19 protein-coding genes are annotated in these 25199 nt (G+C 72.9%); 17 read left to right on the top strand and 2 right to left on the bottom strand.

The genetic code is table 11. From position 1 onward, the window contains the following. Nucleotides 1-66 precede the first annotated feature (66 nt). Nucleotides 67-2808, bottom strand: coding sequence for a beta-L-arabinofuranosidase domain-containing protein (locus ABZ738_RS15910; RefSeq protein ID WP_131052926.1), 2742 nt, complete (start codon nucleotides 2806-2808; stop codon nucleotides 67-69). A 454-nt stretch (nucleotides 2809-3262) separates the two neighbouring features. On the opposite strand from ABZ738_RS15910, the gene ABZ738_RS15905 reads away from it, so the two are divergent. From ABZ738_RS15905 to ABZ738_RS15825, 17 genes are all read left to right on the top strand, one after another. After that, entirely contained in the window at nucleotides 3263-4471 is a 1209-nt protein-coding gene (locus tag ABZ738_RS15905; RefSeq protein ID WP_254876858.1) for an MFS transporter, read from the top strand. A gap of 49 nt (nucleotides 4472-4520) precedes the next feature. Next, entirely contained in the window at nucleotides 4521-5411 is an 891-nt protein-coding gene (locus ABZ738_RS15900; RefSeq protein WP_176094020.1) for a bifunctional helix-turn-helix transcriptional regulator/GNAT family N-acetyltransferase, read from the top strand. 62 nt (nucleotides 5412-5473) lie between these two features. Beyond that, nucleotides 5474-7102, top strand: coding sequence for an acyl-CoA dehydrogenase family protein (locus tag ABZ738_RS15895; RefSeq protein WP_131052924.1), 1629 nt, complete (start codon nucleotides 5474-5476; stop codon nucleotides 7100-7102). A gap of 245 nt (nucleotides 7103-7347) precedes the next feature. Continuing rightward, nucleotides 7348-9459 (top strand): cellulose binding domain-containing protein, encoded by a 2112-nt coding sequence (locus tag ABZ738_RS15890; protein ID WP_131052923.1) that lies wholly within the window; start codon nucleotides 7348-7350, stop codon nucleotides 9457-9459. 133 nt (nucleotides 9460-9592) lie between these two features. Beyond that, complete coding sequence (locus tag ABZ738_RS15885; protein WP_131052922.1) at nucleotides 9593-10486, top strand: dienelactone hydrolase family protein; 894 nt, start codon at nucleotides 9593-9595, stop codon at nucleotides 10484-10486. 234 nt (nucleotides 10487-10720) lie between these two features. Then, nucleotides 10721-11548: an ATP-binding cassette domain-containing protein gene (locus tag ABZ738_RS15880; RefSeq protein ID WP_131052921.1), complete on the top strand. Its 828-nt coding sequence runs from the start codon at nucleotides 10721-10723 to the stop codon at nucleotides 11546-11548. Beyond that, entirely contained in the window at nucleotides 11545-12270 is a 726-nt protein-coding gene (locus tag ABZ738_RS15875; protein WP_176094023.1) for an ABC transporter ATP-binding protein, read from the top strand. The genes ABZ738_RS15880 and ABZ738_RS15875 overlap by 4 nt, the downstream gene beginning before the upstream one ends. A gap of 16 nt (nucleotides 12271-12286) precedes the next feature. Continuing rightward, nucleotides 12287-13165, top strand: coding sequence for a branched-chain amino acid ABC transporter permease (locus ABZ738_RS15870; protein ID WP_176094024.1), 879 nt, complete (start codon nucleotides 12287-12289; stop codon nucleotides 13163-13165). A 74-nt stretch (nucleotides 13166-13239) separates the two neighbouring features. Then, the gene (locus tag ABZ738_RS15865) at nucleotides 13240-14286 is read left to right on the top strand and encodes a branched-chain amino acid ABC transporter permease (RefSeq protein WP_357213887.1); all 1047 of its coding nucleotides are present in this window, start codon (nucleotides 13240-13242) and stop codon (nucleotides 14284-14286) included. Nucleotides 14287-14300: 14 nt separating this feature from the next. Then, on the top strand, nucleotides 14301-15572 hold the full coding sequence (locus ABZ738_RS15860; RefSeq protein WP_131052917.1) for an ABC transporter substrate-binding protein: 1272 nt from the start codon (nucleotides 14301-14303) through the stop codon (nucleotides 15570-15572). 120 nt (nucleotides 15573-15692) lie between these two features. Then, nucleotides 15693-16340, top strand: coding sequence for a TetR/AcrR family transcriptional regulator (locus tag ABZ738_RS15855; protein WP_131052916.1), 648 nt, complete (start codon nucleotides 15693-15695; stop codon nucleotides 16338-16340). A gap of 58 nt (nucleotides 16341-16398) precedes the next feature. After that, entirely contained in the window at nucleotides 16399-19200 is a 2802-nt protein-coding gene (locus ABZ738_RS15850; protein ID WP_357213797.1) for a LuxR C-terminal-related transcriptional regulator, read from the top strand. Between the two features lie 153 nt (nucleotides 19201-19353). Continuing rightward, nucleotides 19354-20325, top strand: a complete 972-nt coding sequence (locus ABZ738_RS15845; RefSeq protein ID WP_131054560.1) for an ABC transporter substrate-binding protein — start codon at nucleotides 19354-19356, stop codon at nucleotides 20323-20325. A 66-nt stretch (nucleotides 20326-20391) separates the two neighbouring features. After that, on the top strand, nucleotides 20392-21192 hold the full coding sequence (locus ABZ738_RS15840; RefSeq protein WP_131054559.1) for an ABC transporter permease: 801 nt from the start codon (nucleotides 20392-20394) through the stop codon (nucleotides 21190-21192). Beyond that, a complete protein-coding gene (locus ABZ738_RS15835) occupies nucleotides 21189-22013 on the top strand; it encodes an ABC transporter permease (RefSeq protein ID WP_131054558.1) in 825 nt (274 codons plus the stop codon). The genes ABZ738_RS15840 and ABZ738_RS15835 overlap by 4 nt, the downstream gene beginning before the upstream one ends. Next, a complete protein-coding gene (locus ABZ738_RS15830) occupies nucleotides 22006-22806 on the top strand; it encodes an ABC transporter ATP-binding protein (protein ID WP_201272434.1) in 801 nt (266 codons plus the stop codon). The genes ABZ738_RS15835 and ABZ738_RS15830 overlap by 8 nt, the downstream gene beginning before the upstream one ends. 36 nt (nucleotides 22807-22842) lie before the next feature. Further along, entirely contained in the window at nucleotides 22843-23730 is an 888-nt protein-coding gene (locus ABZ738_RS15825) for a PaaX family transcriptional regulator C-terminal domain-containing protein (protein ID WP_176094031.1), read from the top strand. Here ABZ738_RS15825 and ABZ738_RS15820 read toward each other — a convergent pair. Further along, nucleotides 23636-25177: a long-chain fatty acid--CoA ligase gene (locus tag ABZ738_RS15820; RefSeq protein WP_131054556.1), complete on the bottom strand. Its 1542-nt coding sequence runs from the start codon at nucleotides 25175-25177 to the stop codon at nucleotides 23636-23638. The genes ABZ738_RS15825 and ABZ738_RS15820 overlap by 95 nt on opposite strands. Between the last annotated feature and the right edge of the window lie 22 nt (nucleotides 25178-25199).

Genomic DNA, 25199 nt, shown 5'->3' with positions numbered 1-25199 from the left:
GGCCGGGCCGTCCGGTGCGGGTGTCGAGGGTGGCTCTGACGCGCCTCGACACCCGCACCGTCCTGGCTAGACGAACCGCCAGAGGTTGGCGTTGCCGCCGGTGTCGTCGGCGAGCACGATCTGGGCCCCCTGGGCGGACGAGGAACCGCTGACGCCGAGAACGCGTCCGCCGGTGCCGGACTGGATCCGGAAGGCGCCGGCGGAGCCGTACCGCAGCCGCCATCGGTTGGCTCCCGCGCCGTTGTCGGCCCACTGCACCACCCGCGTGCCGGCCCCGGTGCCGCTGTTCTCCAGCCCCAGCACCTTGCCGCTGTGCGAGTTGCGGAACCGCAGGTAGCCGTTGCTGTCCACGAGCGCGGTCCAGAGGTGGTCGGCGGTGCCGGTGTCGCCCCACTGGATCACCAGACCACCGTCGGCCGTGGACATGTTCTGCACGCCCAACACCTGGCCGCTGCCCACGTTCTGGATCCGTCGCGCACCGTTGGGGAGGAACCGCCACTGGTTGTCCGGCGTGCCGTTGTCCGGGTCCTGCACCACCCGGGCGCCCTGGGCCGTCGAGCCGTTGAGGACGGCGAGCAGCTTGCCGGTGTGCCCGTTGCGGATCTTGTGGGAGCCGTCGCCCACGTCCACCACCGTCCACCGGTGGTCGGCGGTGCCGGTGTCGCCCCACTGCAGGACCTGGGCGTTGTCGGCGGTGGACATGTCCTGCACGCCGAGGACCTTGCCGCTGTGGGCGTTGCGGAACCGCACCGCCGCGCCGTCGACCACGAGCTGCCAGTCGTGGTCGGCGGTGCCGGTGTCGCCCCACTGCAGCGCGGGGGCGCCGTCGGCGGTGGACATGTTCTCGACCCCGAGGACCAGTCCGCTGGCGACGTTGACCAGCCGGAACGTCGCACTACCGGTGCCGCCCTGGCCGCCGGCGCTCCAGTAGACGGTGTAGTTGTGGCCGTGCGCGTCATAGAACGGGATCAGGTTGACGGTGGCGCCGTTCGCGGTCGCGGTGAAGGTGAGCGCCGTGCTGCTGGTGCGGGTCACCGAGGCGGTCACCAGGGCGGGCAGCGCCGACAGCGCGGTGTTGCCGTAGTTGCCGGAGAGCACCGTCGGGCCGTACCGCAGCGCCACCACGGTCGAGTTGTCGTTGGTCGGCTCCGCGACAACCCGCATCGGCAGGCGGACGGTCACCGTGTCGCCCGAGGACCAGTTGCGGGTCAGCGCGGCGTACGTGCCCGGTGCGGTGGCGATGTTCTGCGCCGTGCCGTTGACGCTGACCGTCGCGCCCTGCGTCCAGGCCGGGATGCGGATCCGCATCGTCCACGATCCGCCGACGCTGCCGGTGACGGTCAGCGTGGTGGTGTCGCCGGCCGGGAAGCTGGTGGACTGGGTGACCGTGATGCCGCGCTGCGACCAGGTCAGCACCGACGGCATGAACAGGTTCACCGTCAGCGTGCTGCCGTTGTGGAAGTAGATCGCGTCCATCAGCGTGGTGTTGCTCTCCAGGCCGGTGCCCTGGCAGCACCAGAAGGAGTTGTAGTCGGTGCTCCAGGTGCCGCCGCCCCAGGCCGGACCCACGCCGCGACGGCCACCCGGTTGCAGCGGCGTGAAGTAGGTGACGTGGCCGTGGGCGTCGGCCGGGTTCTGCGCCCCGATCAGGTGGTTGAGCAGCGCCCGCTCGTAGAAGTCGAAGTACGCGACCCGGTTCGGGTCGAGCAGCCACAGCTCCCGGGTCAGCTTGAGCATGTTGTACGTGTTGCAGTGCTCGCAGGTGTCGTTGCGCAGGTACCCGGCGATGGCGTTCGGTGCCCGGAAGTGTTCGGCCTGGCTGTTGCCGCCGATCGCGTAGGTGCGGGTGTTGACGGTGAGGTTCCAGGCGTTGCCGGCGATGTCGCGGTACCGGGTGGTGCCGGTCGCCTTGAACTCCCGGGCCGCACCGATCCACTTCGGGATCTGGGTGTTGGCGTGCAACCCGTTGAGCTGGTCGGAGTTGGCGGCGAGCGGGTTGAACACGGCGGCGTGGTCGAAGCGCTGGGCAGCGGCCAGCCAGCGCGCGTCGCCGGTCTGCTGGTACAGGTCGGTCAGCACCGCGTTCATGCCACCGAACTCGGTGCCCAGCATGGCCTGCATCTGCGCGGAGCTGAGCCGCCCGGTACGCCAGTCCACCCAGCCGGCGAGCGCCAGCAGCACGTCGCGGGCCTGGGTGTTGCCGATGTGCCGCCACACGTCGAGCAGCCCGGCCATGGTCTTGTGGATCGTGTAGTACGGCACGTTGCCGTTGCTGAGCGTGCGGTTCTCCACGGCGGTGAAGTCGGACTCGGGATAGCCGCAGAGGTATCCGGTGTTGAACCCGGCCGCCGCGTTGTTGGCCTGGCACTTGGCCAGCTCGGCCACCATCAGGTTGGCCTTGTCGCGGCACGTCGTGTCGCCCAGCACGGCCCACATCTGTGCCCAGGCGGTCAGGAAGTGCCCCTGGGAGTGGGTCCGGAAGGGGAAGGACGGCGCCTCCCACCCGCCGAGCGCCGCAGCGCCGCCGGTGGAGAGGCGGTGGTTGGCGCGGAAGTTGTAGAGCAGCCGGTTGACGTCGACGAAACGCAGGTAGGTCAGCGTCCGGTTCTGGTTGTCCAGCCACCGGCTCGCGGTCAGCCGGACCTGACCCGGGTCGAAGGCGTACGCGGAGACGCCGATGTCGGGCCGGGCCGGAGGGATCGCCGCACCTGCGGCCTGGCCGCCCAGCACGGGGCCGACGGTGCCGGCGACGGCCGCCACGCCGGCGGCCTGGAGCAGGTGACGACGGTTCAGGGACGGGTGGGGCATCAGGACCTCCGGAGTCGGGACGGGCGTCGGTCGGGCTCGTCCGGGGGCGGGGTGGCGGCCGGTCGAGCCGTACGGGAGGCCATGTCCGGGCGGGGGGTGCCGGTGTCGAACCCCCGGCGGCGGGCCACGGGCGGACCCGTCACGGGGGCGGCGTCGTGTGCGGTCCGTGACGACGTGGGTGCCTCGGACGTCTTGCCGCCGAGGCCCGACAACCTATGCACCTAGTTCGATGTTAGCGCTAACGTAGCGGTCTGTTAACACGTGCGCAAGCCTCCGATTTCCGGGAGATGGCACCGGAAACCGGTCGGCAACGCGCCTGCGGCCGGGTGCCTGCGAAGCCGCGGAGCCGTTTGACCCTCGACCCGGTCGAGGCCGCACTCTCCGTGCCGGGAAGCCGGGCCGGCGCCGCACCCGGTGGCGCCGCCGGTCCCGTCGACGGGGGGGGAACGTGAAAGTGGCGGGTGGTCGGGCGACGGTGCCCGGCACGTACTGGGCCTGGCTCGGCGGGACCGCGGTGAGCCTGGTCGGCGTACAGGCCCTGGCGTTCGCGATGGCCTTCGTGGCGGCCGGGTACGGCGGTCGCTTCGCCGCCCTGGTGCTGACCGCGATCAACCTGCCCCGGGCGCTGCTGCTGATGGCCGGTGGTGCGGTGGCGGACCGGGTCGGACCCTGGCGCGTCATGATCGTCTCCGACGCGGCGATGGTGGTGGTGACCCTGTCGCTGGCCCTCGCCGCCTGGTCGTCGACCGACCCGCGCCCGCCGCTGCTGATCGCCGCCCTGGCCACCGGCGTGGTGGACGCCTTCCACCTGCCCAGCAGCGGGTCGATGCCGCGTCGCCTGGTGCCGCCGGCCGTCCTGGCGCCCGCGATGTCGGCACGCCAGCTCGCCGGTCAACTGGCCCTGTTCGCCGGCCCGGCCCTCGGCGGTCTGCTCCTCGCGTCGGTCGGCCTGGCCGGTGCGGCGCTGGTCAACGCCGCGACCTTCGCGGTGATGCTGTCGATCCTGGTCGCCCTCCACCGCCGGTACCGGTCGACCGACGACGCATCCGCGTCCGGTCCGGAGGCGGCACCGGTGTGGCGGGCCGCCCTGGACGGGCTTCGCGTCTCCGCCACCCACCCCGCCCTGCGCCCCACGTTGCTGCTCACCGGAGCCGCCGCAGGGTTCCTGCTGCCGGTCTCGTCCCTGGTGCTGCCGTTGCTGGCCCGCGAGCGCGCGTGGTCACCGTCGGCCACCGGCACGGTCGTCGCCGGCCTCGCTGCGGGTACCGCCGTCGTCGCAGTGACGGTGCTGGTGCGGGGCGCGGCATCCCGGCCGGGCGCGACGGCGGTCGCCGGACTGCTGACGGCCGCCGTCGGGATGGTCGCCCTGGCGGTGGGCGGCGCGCCGGGATGGTCGGTCGCCGCCGCGGCCACCGTCGGCGTCGGGTCGGGCCTGTTCGCCACCCACGTCGGCCCGCTGATCCTGGCCGCCGCCCCGGCGACACACCTGGCCCGGGTGCAGTCCGTGCTGGTACTAGTGCAGAGCCTGCCGCTGCTGCTGACCACGGCGCTGCTCGGCACCGTCGCCGAGATCGCGGACGCCTCGCTGGTGCTCCACGGCTGCGCCGGAGCGCTCACGGTGTCCGCCCTGACCGCGTTGGCCTCACCGGTGCTGCGCGGATGACGGGGCCGGTCCTGGTGCGGTCCAGATCACCTGACTAAAGTCAGCAATCGTGGATCGTGGACTGGTCGACGTGGTGCGGCGCTTCAACCGCACCGTCACCCAACGGGTCGGCGCACTCGACGACGACTACCTCGCCCGCCACCGGCCCCTGGGGCAGGCGCGGCTGCTCTGGGAGATCGGTCCGGCCGGAGCCGAGGTGGCCGCGCTGCGTACCCGGCTGGATCTCGACGCCGGTCACCTGAGCCGGCTGCTCCGCACCCTGGAAGCGGCCGGGCTCGTCGTGGTCGGTCCCGGCGACGGCGACCGGCGCGTCCGTGCCGCTCGCCTCACCGAGGACGGGCACGCCGAGTGGAACCTGCTCGACCGCAGGTCCGACGAGTTGGCCTGGTCGATGCTCGCGCCGCTGACCGACGGGCAGCGCGGCCGGCTCACCGCCGCCATGGCCGAGGTCGAGCGGCTGCTGATGGCGTCACTGGTCGACATCGCACCCTGTCATCCCCGCGACCCCCGGGCGCGGGCCTGCCTGCGGGCGTACGTGCGGGAGCTGGACGAGCGCTTCGAGGCGGGTTTCGACCCGGGCGGCGACGACGAGCCCGACCTCGTCGAGCCGGACGGATTGTTCCTGGTCGCAACGCTCGCCACCGAACCGGTGGGCTGCGGCGGACTGCGTTTCGACCCCGGCGCGCCCGCCGAGATCAAACGCCTGTGGGTGTCCGGGTCGGTACGCGGACTCGGGGTCGGCCGGAGGTTGCTCACCGAGTTGGAGCGGCACGCCGTGGCGGGCGGGGCGGACGCCGTACGCCTCGACACGAACGGCGCTCTCACCGAGGCGATCCGGCTCTACCGCAGCGCGGGCTACCACGAGATCCCGCGCTACAACGCCAACCCGTACGCGCACCACTGGTTCGCCAAGTCCCTGACGGCCACGGGCCAGGGTTGACGGCTCCGCCTCGGGAAACTGGATGATGGTTCGCGCCCGCACCGCCGAGGGGAGTCCCGCACGTGGCCACGCACGAGGTGTTCAACCAGGTTCCGCCGTTGGTCGGTCACGACGTCGCCGACGACCCGGCGCTGCTGGCCGGACTGGCCCGCGAGGGCGCCGACTGGGCAACGGCAGACCTGCATGAACTCGGCCGACTGGCGGGCGGCGAGGCCGCCGCCGAGCACGGTCGGCTGGCCAACGAACACCCGCCGACGCTGCGCACCCACGACCGCTACGGCCGCCGGGTCGACGAGGTGGAGTTCCACCCGTCCTGGCACGAACTGATGCGGACCGCCGTCGGCCACGGGCTGCACGCCGCGCCCTGGGCCGACCCGCGCGCCGGCGCACACGTCGCCCGCGCGGCGGGGTTCTACACGTGGCGGCCGGACGCCGGTCACGGGTGCCCGATCTCGATGACCTATGCCGCGGTGCCGGCGCTGCGGCACGCACCGGAGCTGGCCGACCGCTACGAGCCGCTGATCACCGCCCGGGTGTACGACTTCGGGCTGCGTGAGCCACTGGGCAAGCGGGGACTGCTGGCGGGCATGTCGATGACGGAGAAGCAGGGCGGCTCCGACGTCCGCGCGAACACCACCACCGCGCGCCCCCAGGCCGACGGCAGCTACCGACTGGTCGGGCACAAGTGGTTCACCTCGGCACCGATGAGCGACCTGTTCCTGACGCTGGCCCAGACCCCGGAGGGACCGACCTGCTTCCTGCTGCCCCGGGTGCTGCCCGACGGCAGCCGCAACCCGATGCGGCTGATGCGCCTGAAGGACAAGCTGGGTAACCGGTCCAACGCCTCCGCCGAGGTCGAGTACGACGACGCGGTCGCCTGGCGGGTCGGTGACGAGGGGCGGGGTGTCCGCACCATCATCGACATGGTCAACCTGACCCGGCTGGACTGCGTGATCGGCGCGGCGGCCGGGATGCGGCAGGGCGTGATCACCGCGGCGCACCACGCGGCGCACCGGCGGGCCTTCGGCCGCTATCTCGCCGACCAGCCGCTGATGCGCAACGTCCTGGCCGACCTGGCGGTCGAGTCCGAGGCGGCGACCGTGCTGATGATGCGCCTCGCCGGGGCGACGGACCGCTCCGTGCGAGGTGACGCGGTGGAGACGGCGTTCAAGCGGATCGCCCTGGCCGTCGGCAAGTACTGGGTCTGCAAGCGGTGGCCGGGGCACGCCGCCGAGGCCCTGGAGTGCCTGGGCGGCAACGGTTACGTCGAGGAGTCCGGGATGCCCCGACTGTTCCGCGAGTCGCCGCTCAACTCGATCTGGGAGGGCTCCGGCAACGTCGCCGCGCTGGACGTGCTGCGGGCGTTGACCGGGCAACCCGAGGTACGGGCCGCGTTCGAGGCCGAGGTGGGCATGGCGGCCGGGGCGGACTCCCGGCTCGACGCGGCGGTGCACCAGCTCCAGGTCGCCCTGGACGACCCGGTGGACCTGGAGGTGCGGGCCCGTCGGGTGGTCGAGCAGTTGGCCCTGGTGGTGCAGGGCGCGCTGCTGGTGCGCCACGGTCATCCGGCCGTCGCCGACGCCTTCTGCGCCTCCCGCCTCGGCGTCGACCGGGGGCACGCGTACGGCACTTTGCCGGCCGGCGTCGACTTCGCCGCGATCATCGACCGGGCCACCCCCAAGGTGGCCTGACCGCCGACGTCGCCACCGAATCGGTCCGGCGCGTCGTTGAGTCCACGTCGGAGCGTGTGGGATTCTGATGCGTCGATGCCGGTCGCGTGAGCGCGCTGACCGTCGCCTCAGGGGCACCCGGAGCCGCCACGGCCTCCCGGGAGGCGGCGGACGAGCTGTTGTCGTGGCGTCCGCCCGCGTCCGGAGCTGCCTGCCTCGGACGCCGGGCCGGGCGGGTCGCCGCCGTGAACACACGAAGGACGACCATGACCATCTCGAACAGGCACGGTGTTCGACCCCTGAACCCGCCGTTGCGACTCTCCCGGCGCGGCCGAGCGGCCCTGGCGGCGAGCCTGCTGCTCGCCACCGGCGCGCTGCTCGGTGTCGCGCCGCCCAGCGTCGGCGCGGCGACGGCACCGGTGGCGGTGACGGTGAACGCGCGGGCCGGGCTGGCCGCCGTGCCGGACACCGCCCTCGGCGTGAACCACGCCATCTGGGACTCGCAGTTGGGCACCACGGAGACGTCGGACCTGCTGCGCGCGGCCGGCGTGCAGATGATGCGGTACCCCGGCGGTTCGTACGCCGACATCTACCACTGGCGTGACCACACCGCACCGGGTGGGTACGTCGCGCCGAACACCGACTTCGACACCTTCATGGCCGGGGTACGCCGGGCCGGCGCCCAGCCGATGATCATCGCGAACTACGGCACCGGCACGCCGCAGGAGGCGGCCGAGTGGGTGCGGTACGCCAACGTGACCAAGGGATACGGCGCCCGCTACTGGGCCGTCGGCAACGAGAACTACGGCAACGGCCACTACGGATCGGCCTGGGAGGCCGACGAGCACCCGGACAAGAGCGCCACGTACTACGCGAACCTGGTGGTCGAGTACGCCGACGCGATGAAGGCCGTCGATCCGGACATCAAGGTCGGCGCGGTGCTGACCATGCCGGCGAACTGGCCGGACGGGCTGACCGCCGGTGCCGACCCGGGACCCTGGAACCAGACCGTCCTGTCGATCGCCGGACCGAAGATCGATTTCGTCGACGTGCACTGGTACCCGGGTGGCAGCCCGGCCGAGTCGCTGCCCCGGACCAGCCACATCACCGACGCGGTGCACCTGCTCCGGCAGCAGATCAGCCGGTACGCCGGACCGGACGCGGACCGCATCGGCATCAGCCTCACCGAGGTGAACGTGACCGCCGAGGGGATGACCAGCCAACCGGCCGCGTTGTTCCTGGCCGACGCCTACAGCGCGCTGCTCGCCAACGGGGTCTTCACCGTGCAGTGGTGGAACGTGCGCAACGGCATCGGCAAGGTGACGACCGTGGCCGGGCAGACCGACTACGGCGACTTCGGGATGCTCTCCAGCGGCACCTGCACCTCGGACGGGTCGGTCTGCGAGCCGCCGCTGAACACGCCGTTCGCGTCGTACCACGGGCTGACCATGATGAGCCGGTTCGCGCGGACCGGCGACCAGTTCATCCGGGCCGGCACCAGTGACCCGCTGGTCGCCGCGCACGCGGTGCGCCGCGCCAACGGGGAGGTCGCGGTGCTGCTGATCAACAAGGACCCGGAGAACGCGCGGGAGGTCAGCGTCGACTACGCCGGGTTCGCCCCGTCGGCCGCCGCGCCGACCGTGCACACCCACACCAACGGCGCCACCGCCGTCACCACCGCGCAGTCCGGCAGCGCGACCAGCCGGACCCTGCCGCCGTACTCGCTGACCACGCTCGTGGTGCGTCCGGCCGCCGCGCCGGGCGGTCAGCCGGGCGCACCCGGCCGACCCACGGTCGACGACGTCACCCACCGCAGCGCGACCATCTCCTGGCCGGCGGCCACCCGGGGCGCCGCCCCGATCGCCAAGTACGAGGTGTACCGGCAGTACGGCGCGGTCAGCGAACAGCTCGGGGAGACCTCGGGCACCAGTCTCACCGTGGACAACCTCGCCCCCGGCGCCCGGTACACGGTCAACGTGTTGACCCGTGACACCACGGGTCGGGTCTCCTGGTCGTCCCCGCCGCTCACCTTCACCACCGGCAGCCCGGCGAGCAGCACCTGCGCCGTCCGCTTCGCCAGCACCACGGACTGGGGCAACGGTTACGTGGCCGACGTCGAGGTGGCGAACACCGGGACGAGTGCGGTCGACGGCTGGACGCTGACCTGGACCTGGCCGACGAGTTGGCAGCAGGTCAGCAGCGGCTGGAACGCGAACTGGGAACAGGTCGGCACCGCCGTGCGGGTGACCGCCACCGACGACAACCGCCGGATCCCCGCCGGGGGGACGGTCGGCACCGGGTTCGTCGGGGCGTACAGCGGCCCGAACGTGACGCCGACCGCCTTCCGGCTCAACGGCACGCTCTGCTCGGTGCGGTGAACCGGGCCGGGGTCGCCGGTGGGCAGCGTCCACCGGCGACCCCGATGACTGGCGATTTTGCCGATGCGGTGCTGGTCGGACATCTCGAACACTGATCGCAGTCGATACCGCCCGGACCGAGGGAGTGCCCGACGTGCGATCCTCCACCACCACCCGTTCCCGTTTCCGTCCCCTGGTGGCCCGGCTGGCGACGGCCGCCGTGCTGGCCGCCACCGGCGGCCTCGTCGCCACCGGCGCGCCCGCCCACGCCGCCAGCCCGTACGAGCGCGGGCCGGCACCGACCGACGCGATCCTGGAGGCGAGCCGAGGCCCGTTCGCCACCTCCTCGACGAGCGTCTCCTCGTTGAGCGTCAGCGGCTTCGGTGGCGGCGTGATCTACTATCCGACCAGCACCAGCGAGGGCACCTTCGGTGCGGTCGCCATCTCGCCCGGCTACACCGCCTCCTGGTCGAGCCTGGACTGGCTCGGCCCCCGGATCGCCTCGCACGGGTTCGTGGTGATCGGCATCGACACCATCACCCGTCTCGACCAGCCGGCCAGCCGGGGGCGCCAACTCCTGGCCGCGCTGGACTACCTGACCCAGCGCAGTTCGGTACGCGGCCGGGCCGACGCCAGTCGGCTGGCGGTGGCCGGTCACTCGATGGGCGGCGGTGGCAGTCTGGAGGCCGCCGCGAGCCGACCGTCGTTGCAGGCCGCCGTGCCGCTGGCACCCTGGAACCTGAGCAAGAACTGGTCGAACCTGCGGGTGCCGACGCTGATCATCGGCGCGGAGAGCGACGGCGTCGCCCCGGTCGCCTCGCACTCCGAGCCCTTCTACACCAGCATCCCGGCCTCGGCGGAGAAGGCGTACCTGGAGCTCAACAACGCCGGGCACTTCTTCCCGAACACGGTGAACACGCCGACCGCGAAGCAGGCGGTGTCCTGGCTCAAGCGGTTCGTAGACGACGACACCCGGTACGAGCAGTTCCTCTGCCCGGGACCGAGCGGCCTGGCCGTCGAGGAGTACCGCAGCACCTGCCCGCACTGACACCGACGCCGGGGCGGCCGTCGCCGGCCGCCCCGGACGGGCGCCGCCGGTCCGCCGATCGGCGGCTTCGCTGTGCATGGACAGTGCACAAAGGCCGACTGATGGCACGTCCCGTCGCATCGGGCGGCGGCCTTGCCTGCGCGGATGTCACGGACGGCGAGGGCTTGACGTCAACTTTGTGAAACGTACACTCCGAGTGTAATTAGTTTGGCGCCGACGCGAGGAGGTGGGTCGATGACCGACGGCCTCGCGATGCACGGCATCGGCGTGCGGTTCGGCGGCCTCACGGCGCTCGACGACGTCTCGCTGCGGGTCTCCCCGGGCGAGGTGGTGGGCGTGATCGGTCCCAACGGCGCCGGCAAGACCACGCTGTTCAACGTGGTCTGCGGCTTCGTCGCCCCGCACCGGGGCACGCTCACCCTGGACGGTCGACCGCTCCGGCCCGCACCGCACCGACTCACCCGGCTGGGCATCGCCCGGACGCTCCAGGGGACCGGCCTGTTCACCGGCCTCAGCGTGCTGGAGAACGTGATGGCCGGTGCCACGCACACCAGCCGGACCGGCCTGCTACCGGCGTTGCTCGGGTTGCCCCGCAGCGACCGCGACGAGCGCCGGCTGCGTCGGCACGCGATGACCGTCCTGGACGAACTGGGTGTCGCGGGGTACGCCCCGGCGGCACCCGACACCCTGCCCCTCGCCATCCGCCAACGCGTCGGCCTGGCCCGGGCACTCGCCGCCCGCCCCCGGCTGCTGCTGCTCGACGAGCCCGCCGGAGGGCTCGGCGGCGAGGACGTGGACGCCCTGGCGGACCTGGTTCGCGCGCTCCCGCACCGGGCCACCGACCCCTGTGCCGTCCTGCTGGTGGAACACCACATGGACCTGGTGATGGCGGTCTGCGACCGGATCGTGGTGCTCGACTTCGGCCGGGTCGTCGCGACCGGAACGCCGGAGCAGGTCCGCGAGGACCCGGCCGTGCTGGACGCCTACCTCGGCGCGGCCGTGCCCCAGAACGCGGCGACGGTGCCGCAGGACGCGGCGCGCCCCGGTGGGGCCGAGTCGTGAGCGGGCCGGCGGCCCTGCTGAGCGTCGAGGCGCTGGCCGTCGGGTACGGCCCGGTGCCGGTGCTGCACGATGTGGACCTGCGGGTCGCCGCCGGCACCATCGCCGCCGTGCTCGGCGCCAACGGCGCCGGCAAGACCACTCTGCTGCGGGCCCTGTCCGGCGTGCTGCGTCCCACCGCCGGCACGGTCCGCTTCGCCGGTGAGGACCTGCGCGGCACCCGGGTCGAGCACCTGGTCCGGCGCGGCGTGGCGCACGTGCCGGAGGGGCGTGGCGTGATCGGCGAGTTGACGGTGGAGGAGAACCTGCGGCTGGGCGCGCTGTGGCGGGCGGACCGGGCGGACGCCGCCCGCGCCCTCGACGAGGTCTACCACCTCTTCGCGCCGCTGGCCCGGCGGCGACGCCACCTCGGCCACCAGCTCTCCGGCGGTGAACGGCAGATGCTGGCGCTCGGACGGGCCCTGGTGGCCCGACCCCGGCTCCTGCTGCTCGACGAACCGTCGCTCGGCCTGGCACCCCGGGTCGTGGCGCAGACCATGGCGCTGCTGCGGCGGCTCCGCGACGACACCGGGCTGACCGTGCTGCTGGTCGAGCAGAACGTCCGCAGCGCGCTCGCCGTCGCCGACCAGGGCATCGTGATGGCGCTCGGCCGGGTGGTGCTCACCGCCCCGGCGGACCGGCTCCGCGCCGACACCGACCTGCGCCACGCCTACCTCGGGTTCTGACGCAGAAGGAGGATCGTTGGACCGCTTCCTCTTCCTCACCCTCGACGGCCTGTCCCGAGGGGCGGTCCACGCGGCGTTCGCCCTCGCCCTGGTGCTCATCTGGCGGGCCGGTCGCATCGTCAACTTCGCCCAGGGGGCGATGGCCGTCGCCGCCGCGTACGTCGCGTACGCGGTGACCGCCGCCACCGGCTCGTACTGGGCGGGGTTCGTCGCCGCGCTGGTCGCCGGCGTGCTGCTCGGCGCACTCGTCGACGTGGCGGTGATGCGGCTGGTGGACCACCGGTCACCGCTCAACCCGGTGATCGTCGCGCTCGGGCTGGTGCTGCTGATCCAGGCCGTCCTCGGCATGATCCACGGCAACGAGTACCTGCCGGTCCAGGCACCGTTCAGCCGGACCGCGCTGACCGCCGGCGGGCTGGCCGTGCTCTCGCCGTACGACCTCTTCGTCCTCGCCACCGTCGGCGTGGTCGGCGCGACCCTGGTCTGGATCTTCACCCGGACGGCGGTCGGGTTGCGGATGCGCGCGGCGGCGTTCGCGCCCGAGGTCTCCCGGCTGCTCGGGGTCGACGTGGCCGGGATGCGGACCCTCGGTTGGGCGCTGGCCTCCGGTGTCGGTGCCCTGGCCGGGATGCTGGTCGTGCCGACCGAGTTGGGCCTGCACCCGCACGCGATGGACCTGGTCTTCGTCACCGCGTTCACCGCGGCGGTGGTCGGCGGGCTGGACAGCCCGCCCGGCGCCGTCGTCGGCGGCCTCGGCGTGGGCCTGCTGCTCTCCTACGTCAGCGGGTACGCCGGTGGCGACCTCATTCCCCTCGCGGTGCTCGCCCTGCTGCTGGCGGTGATGCTGCTGCGACCCGGTGGCCTGTTCGCCCCGGTGAACGCGAGGCGGGTGTGAGCGCCACCCGGGTGGCGTCGCCGCCGCGTCCCGCCGTCGACCCGCCCGCCGGACCCCGCTCGGTGCCCACCCTGCTGCGACACCTCGCCGTCGCGCTCGTCGCCGCACTGGCGGTGCTGGTCCTCAGCTACCAGCTCGACCCGTTCCGCAACTTCCAACTCGCCACCGTGGCCGCCTACGTCTGCGCGACCGCCGGTCTGACCGTCCTGACCGGACTGTGCGGGCAACTCTCCCTGGGGCACGGGGCGTTGATGGCCGTCGGCGCCTACACCGTCGCGCTGTGCCAGCACGCCCTCGTCGACCGGGGCCTCACCTCCGGTGCCCTGCTGCCGGTGTCGCTGGGTGTGGCGGTGCTGGTCACCGTGCTCGTCGGAGCGGTCGTCGGGGTGGCCGCCGCCCGGTTGCGCGGCCCGTACCTGGCCGGGCTCACCCTGGCCGTCGCGGTGGTGGTGCCGGCCTCGGCGGTCACCTTCGACGGTCTCCTCAACGGGGAACAGGGCCTGACGGTGCCGACCGCCCCCGCCCCGGCGGCCCTGGGCTCCGCCTTCCCCTACGAACGGTGGCAGGTGTGGCTGGCCGCCCCGGCGGCACTGCTCTGTCTGGTGCTGCTGGCGAACCTGGTCCGCAGCCGGTACGGCCGTGCCTTCCGGGCGGTACGCGACGACGAGGTGGCCGCCCGCCTCGCCGGCATCCACGTGGCGCGTACGCAGGTCGTGGCGTTCGTGGTCAGCGCCGCCGCCGCCGGTCTCGGCGGTGCCCTGCTGGCGGTGCTGGCGCAGAGCGTGTCGCCCGGCGCGTTCGGCCTGACCCTGTCGCTGTTCCTGGTGATGGCCGTGGTCATCGGCGGTCTCGGTCGCCTGGCCGGCGCGGTGTGGGGCGCCGTCGCGCTGGTCGCCCTGCCCGACCTCGCGCACTCGGTGACCGACCTGCTCACCCTCGCCCCGACGACCGCCCGACGGCTGGAGGGCAACCTGCCGTTGGCGATCTTCGGCAGCACGTTGATCGTCGTCATGATCGCCGCGCCCGGTGGCGTGCAGGGCGCGCTGTCCCGCCTGGGCCGGGCGCTGCGGAAGCGACGGCCGACACACCCCACCCACCACCCCGCACCACCGGACCGATGAAAGGTCGGTGTCCCATGCGATCCACGACCCGGCGCTCCCTCGCCACCGCCACCGCCGTCGTCCTGCTGGCCGGCTCCGTGGCCTGCGGCGGCGACGATCCCGCCGGCACCGTCCCCGGTGTCACCGACACGGAGATCGTCGTCGGCACCCACATGCCGCTCACCGGTCCGGCGTCGGCCGGCTACTCGAAGATCGCCCCCGCCACGAAGGCGTACTTCGACCACGTCAACGCCAACGGCGGCGTGCACGGCCGGAAGATCACCTACAAGGTCGTGGACGACGGGTACAACCCGGCGAACACCCAGCAGGTGGTCCGGCAACTGGTGCTCCAGGACCGGGTCTTCGCGATCCTCAACGGCCTCGGGACGCCCACCCACACCGGCGTGCTCGACTTCCTGCACACCAACCGCGTCCCGGACCTCTTCGTCGCCTCCGGCAGCCGCAACTGGGACCAGCCCGACCGCTACCCGGGCACGTTCGGCTTCAACCCGGACTACACCGTCGAGGGCAAGATCCTCGCCCACCACGTCCGGACCACGCTGCCCGGCCGGAAGGTCTGCTTCCTCGGGCAGGACGACGACTTCGGGCGGGACGCCCTGGTCGGGGTGGAGCAGGTGCTGGGTGCCGGTGCGATCGTGGCCCGCCAGACGTACGTCACCAGCAACACCAACGTGGCACCGCAGATCGGCGCGTTCAAGGCGGCCGGCTGCGAGGTCGTCATCCTGGCCACCGTGCCCGGCTTCACCGCGCTCTCCGTCGGCACGGCCGCCCGGTTGGGCTTCCGGCCGCAGTGGCTGGTCTCGAACGTCGGCGCCGACCAGCCGACCCTGGCCCGCCAGCTCGGCGACGCCGCCGGCCTGCTGGAGGGGATGGTCGGGCTCAACTACCTGCCGATGCCGACCGACACCGCCGACCCGTGGATCCAGCTCTTCAGCAGGGTGAACGCCGAGTACAACGGCGGCGCGGACCTCGACGGCAACGTCATCTACGGCATGGCGGTGGGTTACCTCTTCGTGCAGGTGCTGCTGGCCGCCGGGCCCGAGCTCACCCGGGACGCGCTGCTGGCGGCCGTCGCCGAGGGCGGCTACCAGGGGCCGGGTGTGGCGCCGCTGCGGTTCTCCGCCACCGACCACTCCGGGTACGGCGGCGGCCGGTTGAGCCGGGTCGACGGGGGCGTGCAGCGCTACTTCGGCCCGACGTACCAGACCGACGAGGCGGACGGGCCGGTCGCGGAGTACACCGTGCCACCGGTGACGCCCCCGGCCGACGGGGTGCCGACGATCTGACCGCCGATACTCCGACCCGCCGGACACACGGCACGGCATATCGGGCGCAAACCCCCGCCGTGGCACGCGTCTAGACTCGGCTCGCACAACGGAACGTGACGGTGGGGGAGGCGGGCGCGGATGGGTGGGGCCGAGGCAGCGGGTCGGGCGGCGACACCGACGGCGGCCGAGGCGACAGGCCGCGTCGACGGACGGACCGCCCGGGCCGAGCGCACCCGGGCGGCCATCGTGGAGGCGCATCTCGCCCTGATCTCCGAGGGTGACCTGCGCCCGACCGGTGAGCGCATCGCCGAGCGGGCCGGGATCTCGCTGCGGACCCTCTGGACCAACTTCAAGGACATGGAGACCCTGTTCGAGGCGAGTGGCCGGGAACTGCTCCGCCAGCAGGACGCCGCCTGGCGGCCGATCTCGCCGACGTTGCCGCTGGCCAAGCGGGTGGACGCGTACTGTCGGCAGCGGGCCAGGCTGTTGCAGCTGATCGCACCGGCGGCACGGGCCGCCCAGATGCGCGAGCCCTTCTCCGCGCAACTCCGCCGCAACCGGCTCAAACACCTGGCCCGGGTGCGCGGCGAGGTCGAGGAGCTGTTCGCCGCCGAGTTGGCGCGCGCCGGTGCCGGTCGGGAGCAACTGGTCCACGCGGTGGTGGCGGCGAGCACCTGGCCGGCCTGGTCGACGCTGCGCGACGGTCTCGGTCTCGGCGTGGACGCCGCCCGTGCCGTGCTGTCCCGCACGGTGGAGGCCCTGTTCAGGACCGTCGTCGAACCCTGACCCCCTTTCCAAGCCGCCCGACGTGGGTGAGACTCGATGCATGGTTAATGCATCACGAGTGCAAATAACCTTCATCTGCGGACGGCAGCACGAGTGCCGACAGATCCAGGACCTGCTCGCCACACCACCGGGGGCGGCGTTGCTGCTGCACGGTGAGCCAGGCGCCGGCCGCACCACCCTGCTGGCGTACGCCCACCGGCACGCCGGCGGGCGGACGGTGCTCAGTGCGGCCGGGCTGGCCGACGAGGCGGAGCTGCCCTATGCGGGCCTGCAACGGCTGCTCGACCCGGTCCGTGACCACGCCGTCGACCTGCCCGAGCGGCAGCGTCGGGTGCTGCGCCGCGCGCTGACCGGGGACGGCTGCGGCGACGACGACCAGCTCGTCCTCACCATGGCCGTACTCGGACTCCTGGGCCGGGCCGCCCGGGAGCGTCCGCTGCTGTGCACCATGGACGACCTGGACACCGGCGACGCGCCGACCGCCCGGATCCTGGCCTTCGTGGCCCGGCGGTTGCGGCACCTGCCGGTCACCCTGCTGCTCACCGCCGGTGACGGCAGCCGGGTGGCCGGGATACCCAGCCGCCGGCTGCCGCCGCTGGACGAGACCGCCAGCCGTGCGCTGCTCGCCGACCGGTGCCCCGGCCCGCCGCCGCCGGAGCCGGTGCTCGCCACGCTGGCCGCCGTCGGCGCGGGCAATCCGCAGGCCCTGGTGGACCTGGGCGACGCGCTCACCCCGGGCCAGTGGCTCGGACGGGAACCGCTGCCGGGGGCGCCGCCCACGGACGGCAACCTCGGCCGCGCGTACCGGGCCATGCTGGACCGGCTGCCCGCCGACACCCGGCGCGTCCTGCTGCTGACCGCACTCGCCGCCGACATCGGCTCCGGCGTGCTGGCCCGTGCCGCCCGGGCCGCCGGCACCGCCGTCGAGGCGCTCGCTCCGGCCGAGGCGGCGGGTCTGGTGCGGACCGACCCGTACGGTGACGTCGCCTTCGCCCGGCCGCTCGCCCGCGCGATGGTCGAGGCCACCGCCTCGGCGGCCGACCGGCGGGCGGCGCACCTGCTGCTCGCCGCCGCGTGCGGCGCTCCCGGTCAGCGGCTGCGGCGCGTGCTGCACCGGGCCGCCGCCGCCGACGGCCCGGACCCGGCCCTCGCCGCCGACCTGGCGGCGGTCGCCATCGACGGCGGCTACTCGGTCGGCGCGGCGGCGGCGCTGGCCCGGGCGGCCGAGCTGACCGACGACCCGGCGCTGGCCGCCGAGCGGCGGGTCGCCGCCGCCCGGCACGCCTGGACGGTCGGGCGTACCGGTCAGGCCCGCGCCCTGCTGCGCGCGGTGCCGCCGCCCGGCGCACCGGAGGAGGCCGCCGGTGCGGGCGGGCCGAGCACGCCCCGGGACGTCGGCCCCGGCGGCCGGGCCGCGCTGCTACGCGGCGAGATGCGTCTGCGCTGCGGCGCGCCGTCCGCCGCGCTGCCCGTGCTGCTGGCCGCCGCCGACGCGCTGACCGGCACCGATCTCGCGGCGGCCCGGCTCGCGCTGCTGCGGGCCGGCGAGGCGGTGTGCTTCTCCGGGGAGCAGTACCGCTACGCCGAGGTGGCACGTCACCCGGCCGCGGCGCGTCACGACGCCGACGGCCCGGAGGCGGAACTGTTGACCACGATGATCGCGGGGGTCGCCGCGACACTGCGGGGCGAGCACACGCGCGGCGGCCCGCTGCTGCGCCGCGCGGTCGTCCTGGGCGGCCGGTCCACCGTCGCCCTCACCCCGACCGCGCTGACCGGTGCGGCCGTCGCCGGCCTGCTGGTGGCCGTGGACGCCGCCGCGCACCGGCTCGCCGACCGTGCGGTGGACCTGGCCCGGAACCGGGGCGAGGTGTGCCTGCTGCCGCGCGCCCTCGAACTGCGGGCGATGAGCGAGTACTGGTTGGGTCGGCACGACGCGGCGGCCCGTAGTTGCCGCGAGGGGTTGCTGCTGGCCCGCTCCGGTGACCAGCACGCCAGTGCCGAGGTGCACCTCGGTCTGCTCGCCGTGCTCGCCGCGGTCCGCGCCGACCGGGACACCGGGCTGCGGTACGTGGCCGAGATCGGGGACAGCGCCCCGGCGGGAAGCCGCCCGTACGCGCTGGCCCAGTGGGCGCTGTCCGTGCTCGACCTGGTCGACGGCAGGTACGCCGACGCCGCCGACCGGCTCACCGCGCTGGCCCGTCCGGGCACCGGCCGGGGTCAGGTCCTGGTGCAGGTGATGGCCACGCCACACCTGGTGGAGGCGGCCGTCGGCGCCGGTCGGCCCGCGCAGGCCCGGACCGCGCTGGCGGTCTTCGACCGCTGGGTCGGCAGCACGGCCAGCTCCTCGCGACGGGCGCTGTCCGCGCGGTGCCACGCACTGCTGGCGCCCCGGGGCAGCGCCGAGGCCGAGGACCTGTTCCGGGCCGCCCTGCGACTGCACCCGGCCGACGTCGCCACCTTCGAGCGGGCCCGCACCGAGTTGCTGTTCGGGCGGGAGCTGCGGCGTCGCCGCCGTCCACGCGACGCCCGGGCGTACCTGCACCGCGCCCGGCAGGCGTTCGTGCTGCTCGCCGCGCACGCCTGGGCCGAGCAGGCGACGGCCGAGCTACGCGCGGCGGGGGAGTCGGTCGGGGTGCCGCAGCGTCCGGCCGAGCGGCTGCTCACCGGCCAGCAGCTCCGCATCGCGCGGTTGGTCGCCGAGGGTGCGACCAACCGGGAGATCGCCGGGCGGATGTTCCTGTCCACCCGCACCGTCGACCACCACCTGCGCAACGTGTTCCACCGGCTCGGCGTGCGGTCACGCACCGAGCTGACCCGGGCGCTGGACGGCACACCGCCGCAATATTCAACCTATTCATGACGGGCGTCAGAAATTATTGACATCTGGTGCTCGGGTGACTGACCATGGCCACCACGGCAGGGTGACCCCACTCACACCCGAACGCGTCCGCACCCCCGAGGCATCCGCCGTGTCGACGCACCCCACCACCCCCGCCCAGGAAGGGCCCCGTCCATGAAGAAGGTCATCACTTACGGGTTGGTCGCCGCCGTCGCGATCGCTCTCACCGCCTGTACCGACTCCGACGCGACCGGCTCCGAGCCGGCCGACGGCGACCTGCGCCAGGTGCGGGTCGCGGCGCTGCCCATCACCGAGACCGCCGCGTTGTGGGGCGGCATCAAGGCGGGCATCTTCGCCAAGCACGGGCTGGGGGTCGAGGTGCTCCCCGCGCAGGGCGGCGCCCAGGCGATCCCGGCGCTGATCAACGGTGACATCGAGTTCGCCATCGGCCAGCCGTTCGGTCCGTTCCGGGCCGACCTGCAGGACCTCGGCGTGGTGATGATCGGCAACTACGCGTCCTCGTACGCCGACGGCGACGACATCAACGCCGTCGTGGCGTCGGCGGCCTCGGGCATCACCCGGCCCGCCGAACTCGCCGGCAAGCGGGTGTCGGTGAACAGCCTGGGTGCGGCCGGTGACGTGACCATCATGGCCGCGGTGGAGAAGGACGGCGGTGACCCGTCCACGATCAAGTTCGTCGAGGTCGCGTTCCCGGACACCCCGGCCCAGCTGGAGGCCGGCAACATCGACGCCGCCTGGGTGCCGGAGCCGTTCGTCACGCAGCTGCGCGGCCGGGGAGACACCTTCGTGGTCGCGCCCTACCAGTCGGTCGTCCCGGGGCTCGCCACCCTGACCACGATCACCACGAAGGAGCGGACCGAGTCCGACGCCGAGCTGATCTCCGCCTTCTCGACGGCCATGAAGGAGACGCTCCAGTGGGCGCAGGACCCCGCCAACGAGGCGGACGTCCGGCAGGCCATCAAGGACAACCTCCAGCTCCCCGAGCCGGTGGCGGACTCGGTGCGGCTCCCGGAGTTCGGCTGGGAGCTGGACCGGGAGAGCCTGACCACGCTCGCCACGCTCGCCGGGAAGTACCAGGTGCTCGACCGGCAGCCGAACCTCGACCGCCTCATCCAGCAGCAGTAGCCCTCGCGGTCCCGCCCTTCCCGGTCACCGGCCGGGAAGGGCGTCGCCGCCGACCACGGGAGCGACATGCACGTGCTATCCATCCGGCGGACACGCCCGCCGCGCAAGGTGCTGCTGGGCGCCGCGGGTCTGGCGGGATTCCTCGTCGTCTGGCAGTTGGTGCCGACGCTCGGCCTGGTCAACTCGGAGTACCTGCCGTACGTCACCGACGTGCTGGTCCGGCTCGCCGAGGAGTTCCGCGACGTCGCCTTCTGGCGCCGGCTCGGCCACACCATGACCTCGTGGGCGATCGGGCTGACCGTGGCGACGGTCGCCGCGCTCGTCCTGGGCACCGTCGTCGGGCTGGTGCCCGTCCTGCGTCGCGCGACCCACACGATGGTCGAGTTCCTGCGTCCGATCCCCTCGGTGGCACTCATCCCGCTGGCCGTGCTGATGTTCGGCATCCAGATGAAGGCCGCGCTCGTGATCATCATCTACGCGTCCTTCTGGCAGGTGTTCGTCCAGGTCATCTACGGGGTCGCGGACGTCGACGCGGTGGCCCGGGACACCGCGCGCAGCTTCCGGCTCACCCGGCGCGAGCGCCTGGCCTACCTCGTGCTGCCCACCACCCTGCCGTACCTGATGACGGGTGTCCGGCTGGCCGCGGCGGTGGCGCTCATCCTCGCCATCACCTCGGAGATGGTGATCGGCAACCCCGGTCTGGGGCGGATGATCGAGCTCTCCCGCTCCGCCGGTGACGCGGTCGGCCTGTACGCCCTGGTGGTGGTCACCGGTCTGCTCGGACTCCTGGTGAACCTCGTCTTCCGGTTCGTCGAGCGGCGCTCGTTGTCCTGGCACCAGTCCGTCCGTGGGGAGGAGCCCCGATGACCACGCGTGTCGAACGGACCACCGCCCGGCCGCGCGGGCAGGGTGTCGCCCACCGTGTCGCGTCGAGCTTCCTCTATGCGCTCGGGCTGCCCTTCCTGCTCCTGGTGCTCTGGGGCGCGGCGTCGACCGTGTCGACGAACCGGTTCTTCCCCGGCCCGCTCACCATTCTCGAGGCGTTCCGGGAGACCTGGATCGGCCCGGCGTTCGTCCACGACGTGCTGCCCAGCCTCTATCGGCTCGCCCTCGGGATCGCCGCCTCGATCGTGATCGGCGTCGCCCTCGGCACGCTCATCGGACTGTTCCGGTGGCTGAGCGAACTGCTGGAACCGCTGCTGGAGTTCTTCCGGGCCATCCCACCGCCGGTGCTGATCCCGGTGATGATGCTGCTGCTGGGCATCACCGACACGATGAAGGTGGTGGTCATCGTCTCCGGCGCCGTCTGGCCGATCCTGCTGAACACCATCGACGGTGTCCGGGCCACCGACAGCGTCATGTCCGAGACCGCCGACTCCTTCCGGATCACCTGGTGGGAGCGGCTGCGGTTCCTCGTGCTGCCGGCGGCGAGCCCGCGCATCATGGCCGGTGTCCGGCAGGGGCTCTCGGTGGCGCTCATCCTGATGGTGATCTCGGAGATGTTCGCCTCGTCCGCCGGGCTGGGCTACCGGATCGCGTACTTCCAGCGGAACTACCTCATCGCCGAGATGTGGAGCGGCATCCTCCTGCTCGGACTCGTCGGCGTCCTGCTCGCCGCGACCTTCGGTGTCGTCGAACGGCGGGTGCTGCGTTGGTACCACGGAATCAGGGAGGTCAACCGTGCCTGACCGGAACATGTTGCTGAAGGTGGAGCACCTGCGGAAGGTGTACGAGTCCGCGTCCGGGGACGTCGAGGCGATCGGTGACGTCAGCTTCACCATGGCCGCCGGTGAGTTGGTCTGCGTCGTCGGCCCGTCCGGCTGCGGCAAGACCACGCTGCTGAAGTGCCTGGCCGGGCTGCTGCGACCGACCAGCGGGCTGGTCGAGATGCACGAGGCGCCGGTGACCGGCCCGAGTCCCGCCATGGCCGTCGTCTTCCAGGAGTACGGCCGCAGCCTCTACCCGTGGCTGACCGTGCGGGGCAACGTCGAACTGCCGTTGCGCCACAAGAAGTTGTCCCGGGCGGCGCGCGAGCGGCTCGTCACCGACGCCATCGAGGCGGTGGGCCTCGGGCACGCCGCCCGCAGCCACCCCTGGCAGCTCTCCGGCGGGATGCAGCAGCGGGTGGCGATCGCCCGCGCGGTCGCGTACGAGCCGGAGGTGTTGATCATGGACGAGCCGTTCGCCGCGGTCGACGCCCAGACGCGCGCGGACCTGGAAGACCTGGTGCGCGAGTTGCACGCGACCCGCAAGATATCGATCGTCTTCGTCACGCACGACATCGACGAGTCGGTCTACCTGGGCGAACGGGTTCTAGTATTGTCCAAGTCGCCGACCTGGGTGCAGGAGGATCTCGCCATCGACCTGCCGCCGGAGCGTGACCAGATCACGACTCGCGCGCTACCCCGCTTCACGGAGCTGCGGACCCACGTCTACGACCAGATCCGGCGCGCCAAGGGCGCCCAGACCGTCGCCCCGTGACCGTCGCCGGGTCGGAGCCGTCCGAGAGGGAGGACTGTGCGCAGTCGTCAGCCGAAGCAACTGCTGCTCGCGTTCTTCGGTGAACACGTCGTCGACGACGAGCCGGGGCCGGTGCGCGCCAGTGTCCTGATCGGGGTGCTGGAGGGGGCCGGCGTGGCCGCCCCGGCTACGCGGGCCACCCTCGACCGACTCGTGCAGACCGGCATCCTCGCCCGCAGCAAGAGCGGCCGGGAGATCCAGTTCTCGTTGACCGAGCACGGCGTGGCGGTGCTGCGCGAGGCGACCGAGCGGGTCCGTGGCCCGCGCCCGTTCGACCCGCAGGGCACCGGCTGGACCCTCGTCACGTTCACCATCCCGGAGGGGCAGCGGACCCTGCGTCACCGGCTGCGCTCCACGCTGACCTGGGAGGGCTTCGCGCCGCTGCGCGACGGGCTGTGGCTGGCACCCGGCGAGGTCGACCTCGCCGGATCGCTCGAGCCGTTGTGCCAGGACCTGCCGCCGAACACGGTGATCGCCTTCCACGCCCGCGAACTGGCCGGGTTCCCGATCGCCGAGAGCGTCCGGGCGGCCTGGGACATCGAGGCGATCCGGCGCGAACACCTGGCCTTCATCGAGGTGTGGGACGACCCGGACGCGGCGACGCAGGCGCCCAGCGCGCTGACCGTCCGCACGATGCTGGTGGCGGACTGGCTCGCGTTGCTGCGCGCCGACCCGCGACTTCCGCGCGAGTTCATGGACGCGCAGTGGCCGGCGGCCCGGTCGACGCAGGTCTATCGGCGGATGCACGAGCGGCTGGCCGACGCCTCGGCCGCCGAGTTCGCCGCGCTGGTCACCACTCGCGCTGCCACCACCCGCCGAACCGGCTCCGCAGGTCCGCCTTCCGCACCTTCCCCGACGCGGTCCGCGGCAGTTCGTTCACGATGACCACGTTCTTGGGCAGCTTGTAGCGGGCCACCTTGCCGTTCAGGAAGTCGCGGACGGTGTCGACGTCGACGGCGGCGCCCTCGCGGATCGTCATGATCGCCCAGGGCACCTCGCCCCAGCGCTCGTCCGGGACGCCGATGACCGCCACGCCGGTCACCCCGTCGATCTCGCCGAGCAGCACCTCGACCTCGGCCGGGTAGATGTTCTCCCCACCCGAGATGATCATGTCTTTGAGGCGGCCCGCGACGTGCAGGTAGCCGTCGTCGTCCAGGTAGCCGAGGTCGCCGGAGCGGAACCAGCCGTCCGTGGTGAACGCCCCGGCCGTCGCCTCGGGCATCCGGTGGTAGCCACGGAACACGTTCGGACCGGCTATCTCGATCTCGCCGATGCTGCCGGCGGGAGCCGCGCCGCCGTTCTCGTCGGCGACCCGTACCTCGGTGAAGAAGTGCGGCAGGCCCACGCTGCCCTGCTTCGCGCGGGTCATGGTCGGCGGCAGCGAGGTGGCCCCCGGTGACGCCTCGGTCATGCCGTACCCCTGCGAGAACGACAGACCCCGCTCCTCGTACGCGTTCAGCACCCGGACGGGCACGGCCGAGCCGCCGCAGGTGAGCTTGCCCAGCGTGGACAGGTCGGTGGAGGCCCAGTCCGGGTGGTCGGCCATGAGCTGGAAGGTGGTCGGCACGCCGCTGAGCATGGTGACGCCGTGCCGGGCGATCTGGGCGAGCGCGCGTCCCGGCTCGAAACCCTTCTCCAGCACCAGGGTGCCGCCCTTGAGGATGACCGGCAGCGCGCCCATGCCGAGCGAGGCGACGTGGAACAGCGGCGAGATCATCAGGGCGATGTCGGTCGACACCACGTCGTAGTCGACGATGCAGTTCAGCGCCGTCCAGGTCAGGTTGCCGTGGGTCAGCACGGCACCCTTGGCGCGACCGGTCGTGCCCGAGGTGTAGACGATCGCGGCCGGGTCCCGCATCGTCACCCGGACCGGCGTGTCGTCCCGGGGTGCCGTGGCGGCCAGCCGGGACAGACCCGGAGTCTCGGCGCTCCCCGGGCCGGTCGGCACCACGTGCGCCGGGCGGGACGCCGCCGCGACCGAGGCCACCCGGGCGGCGAACTCGGGATCGTGGATCAGCACCCGCGCACCGCTGTCGCTGAGCACGTGGGTGATCTCGGGGGTCGCCAGCCGGGTGTTGACCGGCACGAAGGCGGCACCCAGCCGGGTGACGCCGAACATCACCTGGAGGAACTCGGGGCTGTTCTCACCCAGGTACGCGACCGTGTCGCCCTTGCCGACGCCGAGGTGCCGCAACGCCGCCGCGACGCCGTCCGTGGCGTCGGCGAGCTGCCGGTACGTCATGGTCGCCTGCTCGCCGTGGACGAGCGCGATCTTCTCCGGTGACTTGAGTCGGCGCTTGGCCAGCCAGCCGCCGATCCCTTGGTGGTGCATCAGCAGTCTCCTGGTGGTGGAG

This window comes from Micromonospora sp. NPDC047793 (assembly GCF_040642635.1).
Lineage (GTDB): Bacteria > Actinomycetota > Actinomycetes > Mycobacteriales > Micromonosporaceae > Micromonospora.
Note: the sequence above shows the minus strand (reverse complement) of the source record. Positions and strands in the feature narration are given on the sequence as shown.

Bases quoted from the DNA above. Each gene is read 5' to 3' on its own strand.
- ABZ738_RS15860 (WP_131052917.1), top strand. From the start codon at position 14,301: ATGCGATCCACGACCCGGCGCTCCCTCGCCACCGCCACCGCCGTCGTC.
- ABZ738_RS15880 (WP_131052921.1), top strand. From the start codon at position 10,721: ATGACCGACGGCCTCGCGATGCACGGCATCGGCGTGCGGTTCGGCGGC.
- ABZ738_RS15840 (WP_131054559.1), top strand. From the start codon at position 20,392: ATGCACGTGCTATCCATCCGGCGGACACGCCCGCCGCGCAAGGTGCTG.
- ABZ738_RS15820 (WP_131054556.1), bottom strand. From the start codon at position 25,177: ATGCACCACCAAGGGATCGGCGGCTGGCTGGCCAAGCGCCGACTCAAG.
- ABZ738_RS15910 (WP_131052926.1), bottom strand. From the start codon at position 2,808: ATGCCCCACCCGTCCCTGAACCGTCGTCACCTGCTCCAGGCCGCCGGC.
- ABZ738_RS15845 (WP_131054560.1), top strand. From the start codon at position 19,354: ATGAAGAAGGTCATCACTTACGGGTTGGTCGCCGCCGTCGCGATCGCT.
- ABZ738_RS15890 (WP_131052923.1), top strand. From the start codon at position 7,348: ATGACCATCTCGAACAGGCACGGTGTTCGACCCCTGAACCCGCCGTTG.
- ABZ738_RS15855 (WP_131052916.1), top strand. From the start codon at position 15,693: ATGGGTGGGGCCGAGGCAGCGGGTCGGGCGGCGACACCGACGGCGGCC.
- ABZ738_RS15835 (WP_131054558.1), top strand. From the start codon at position 21,189: ATGACCACGCGTGTCGAACGGACCACCGCCCGGCCGCGCGGGCAGGGT.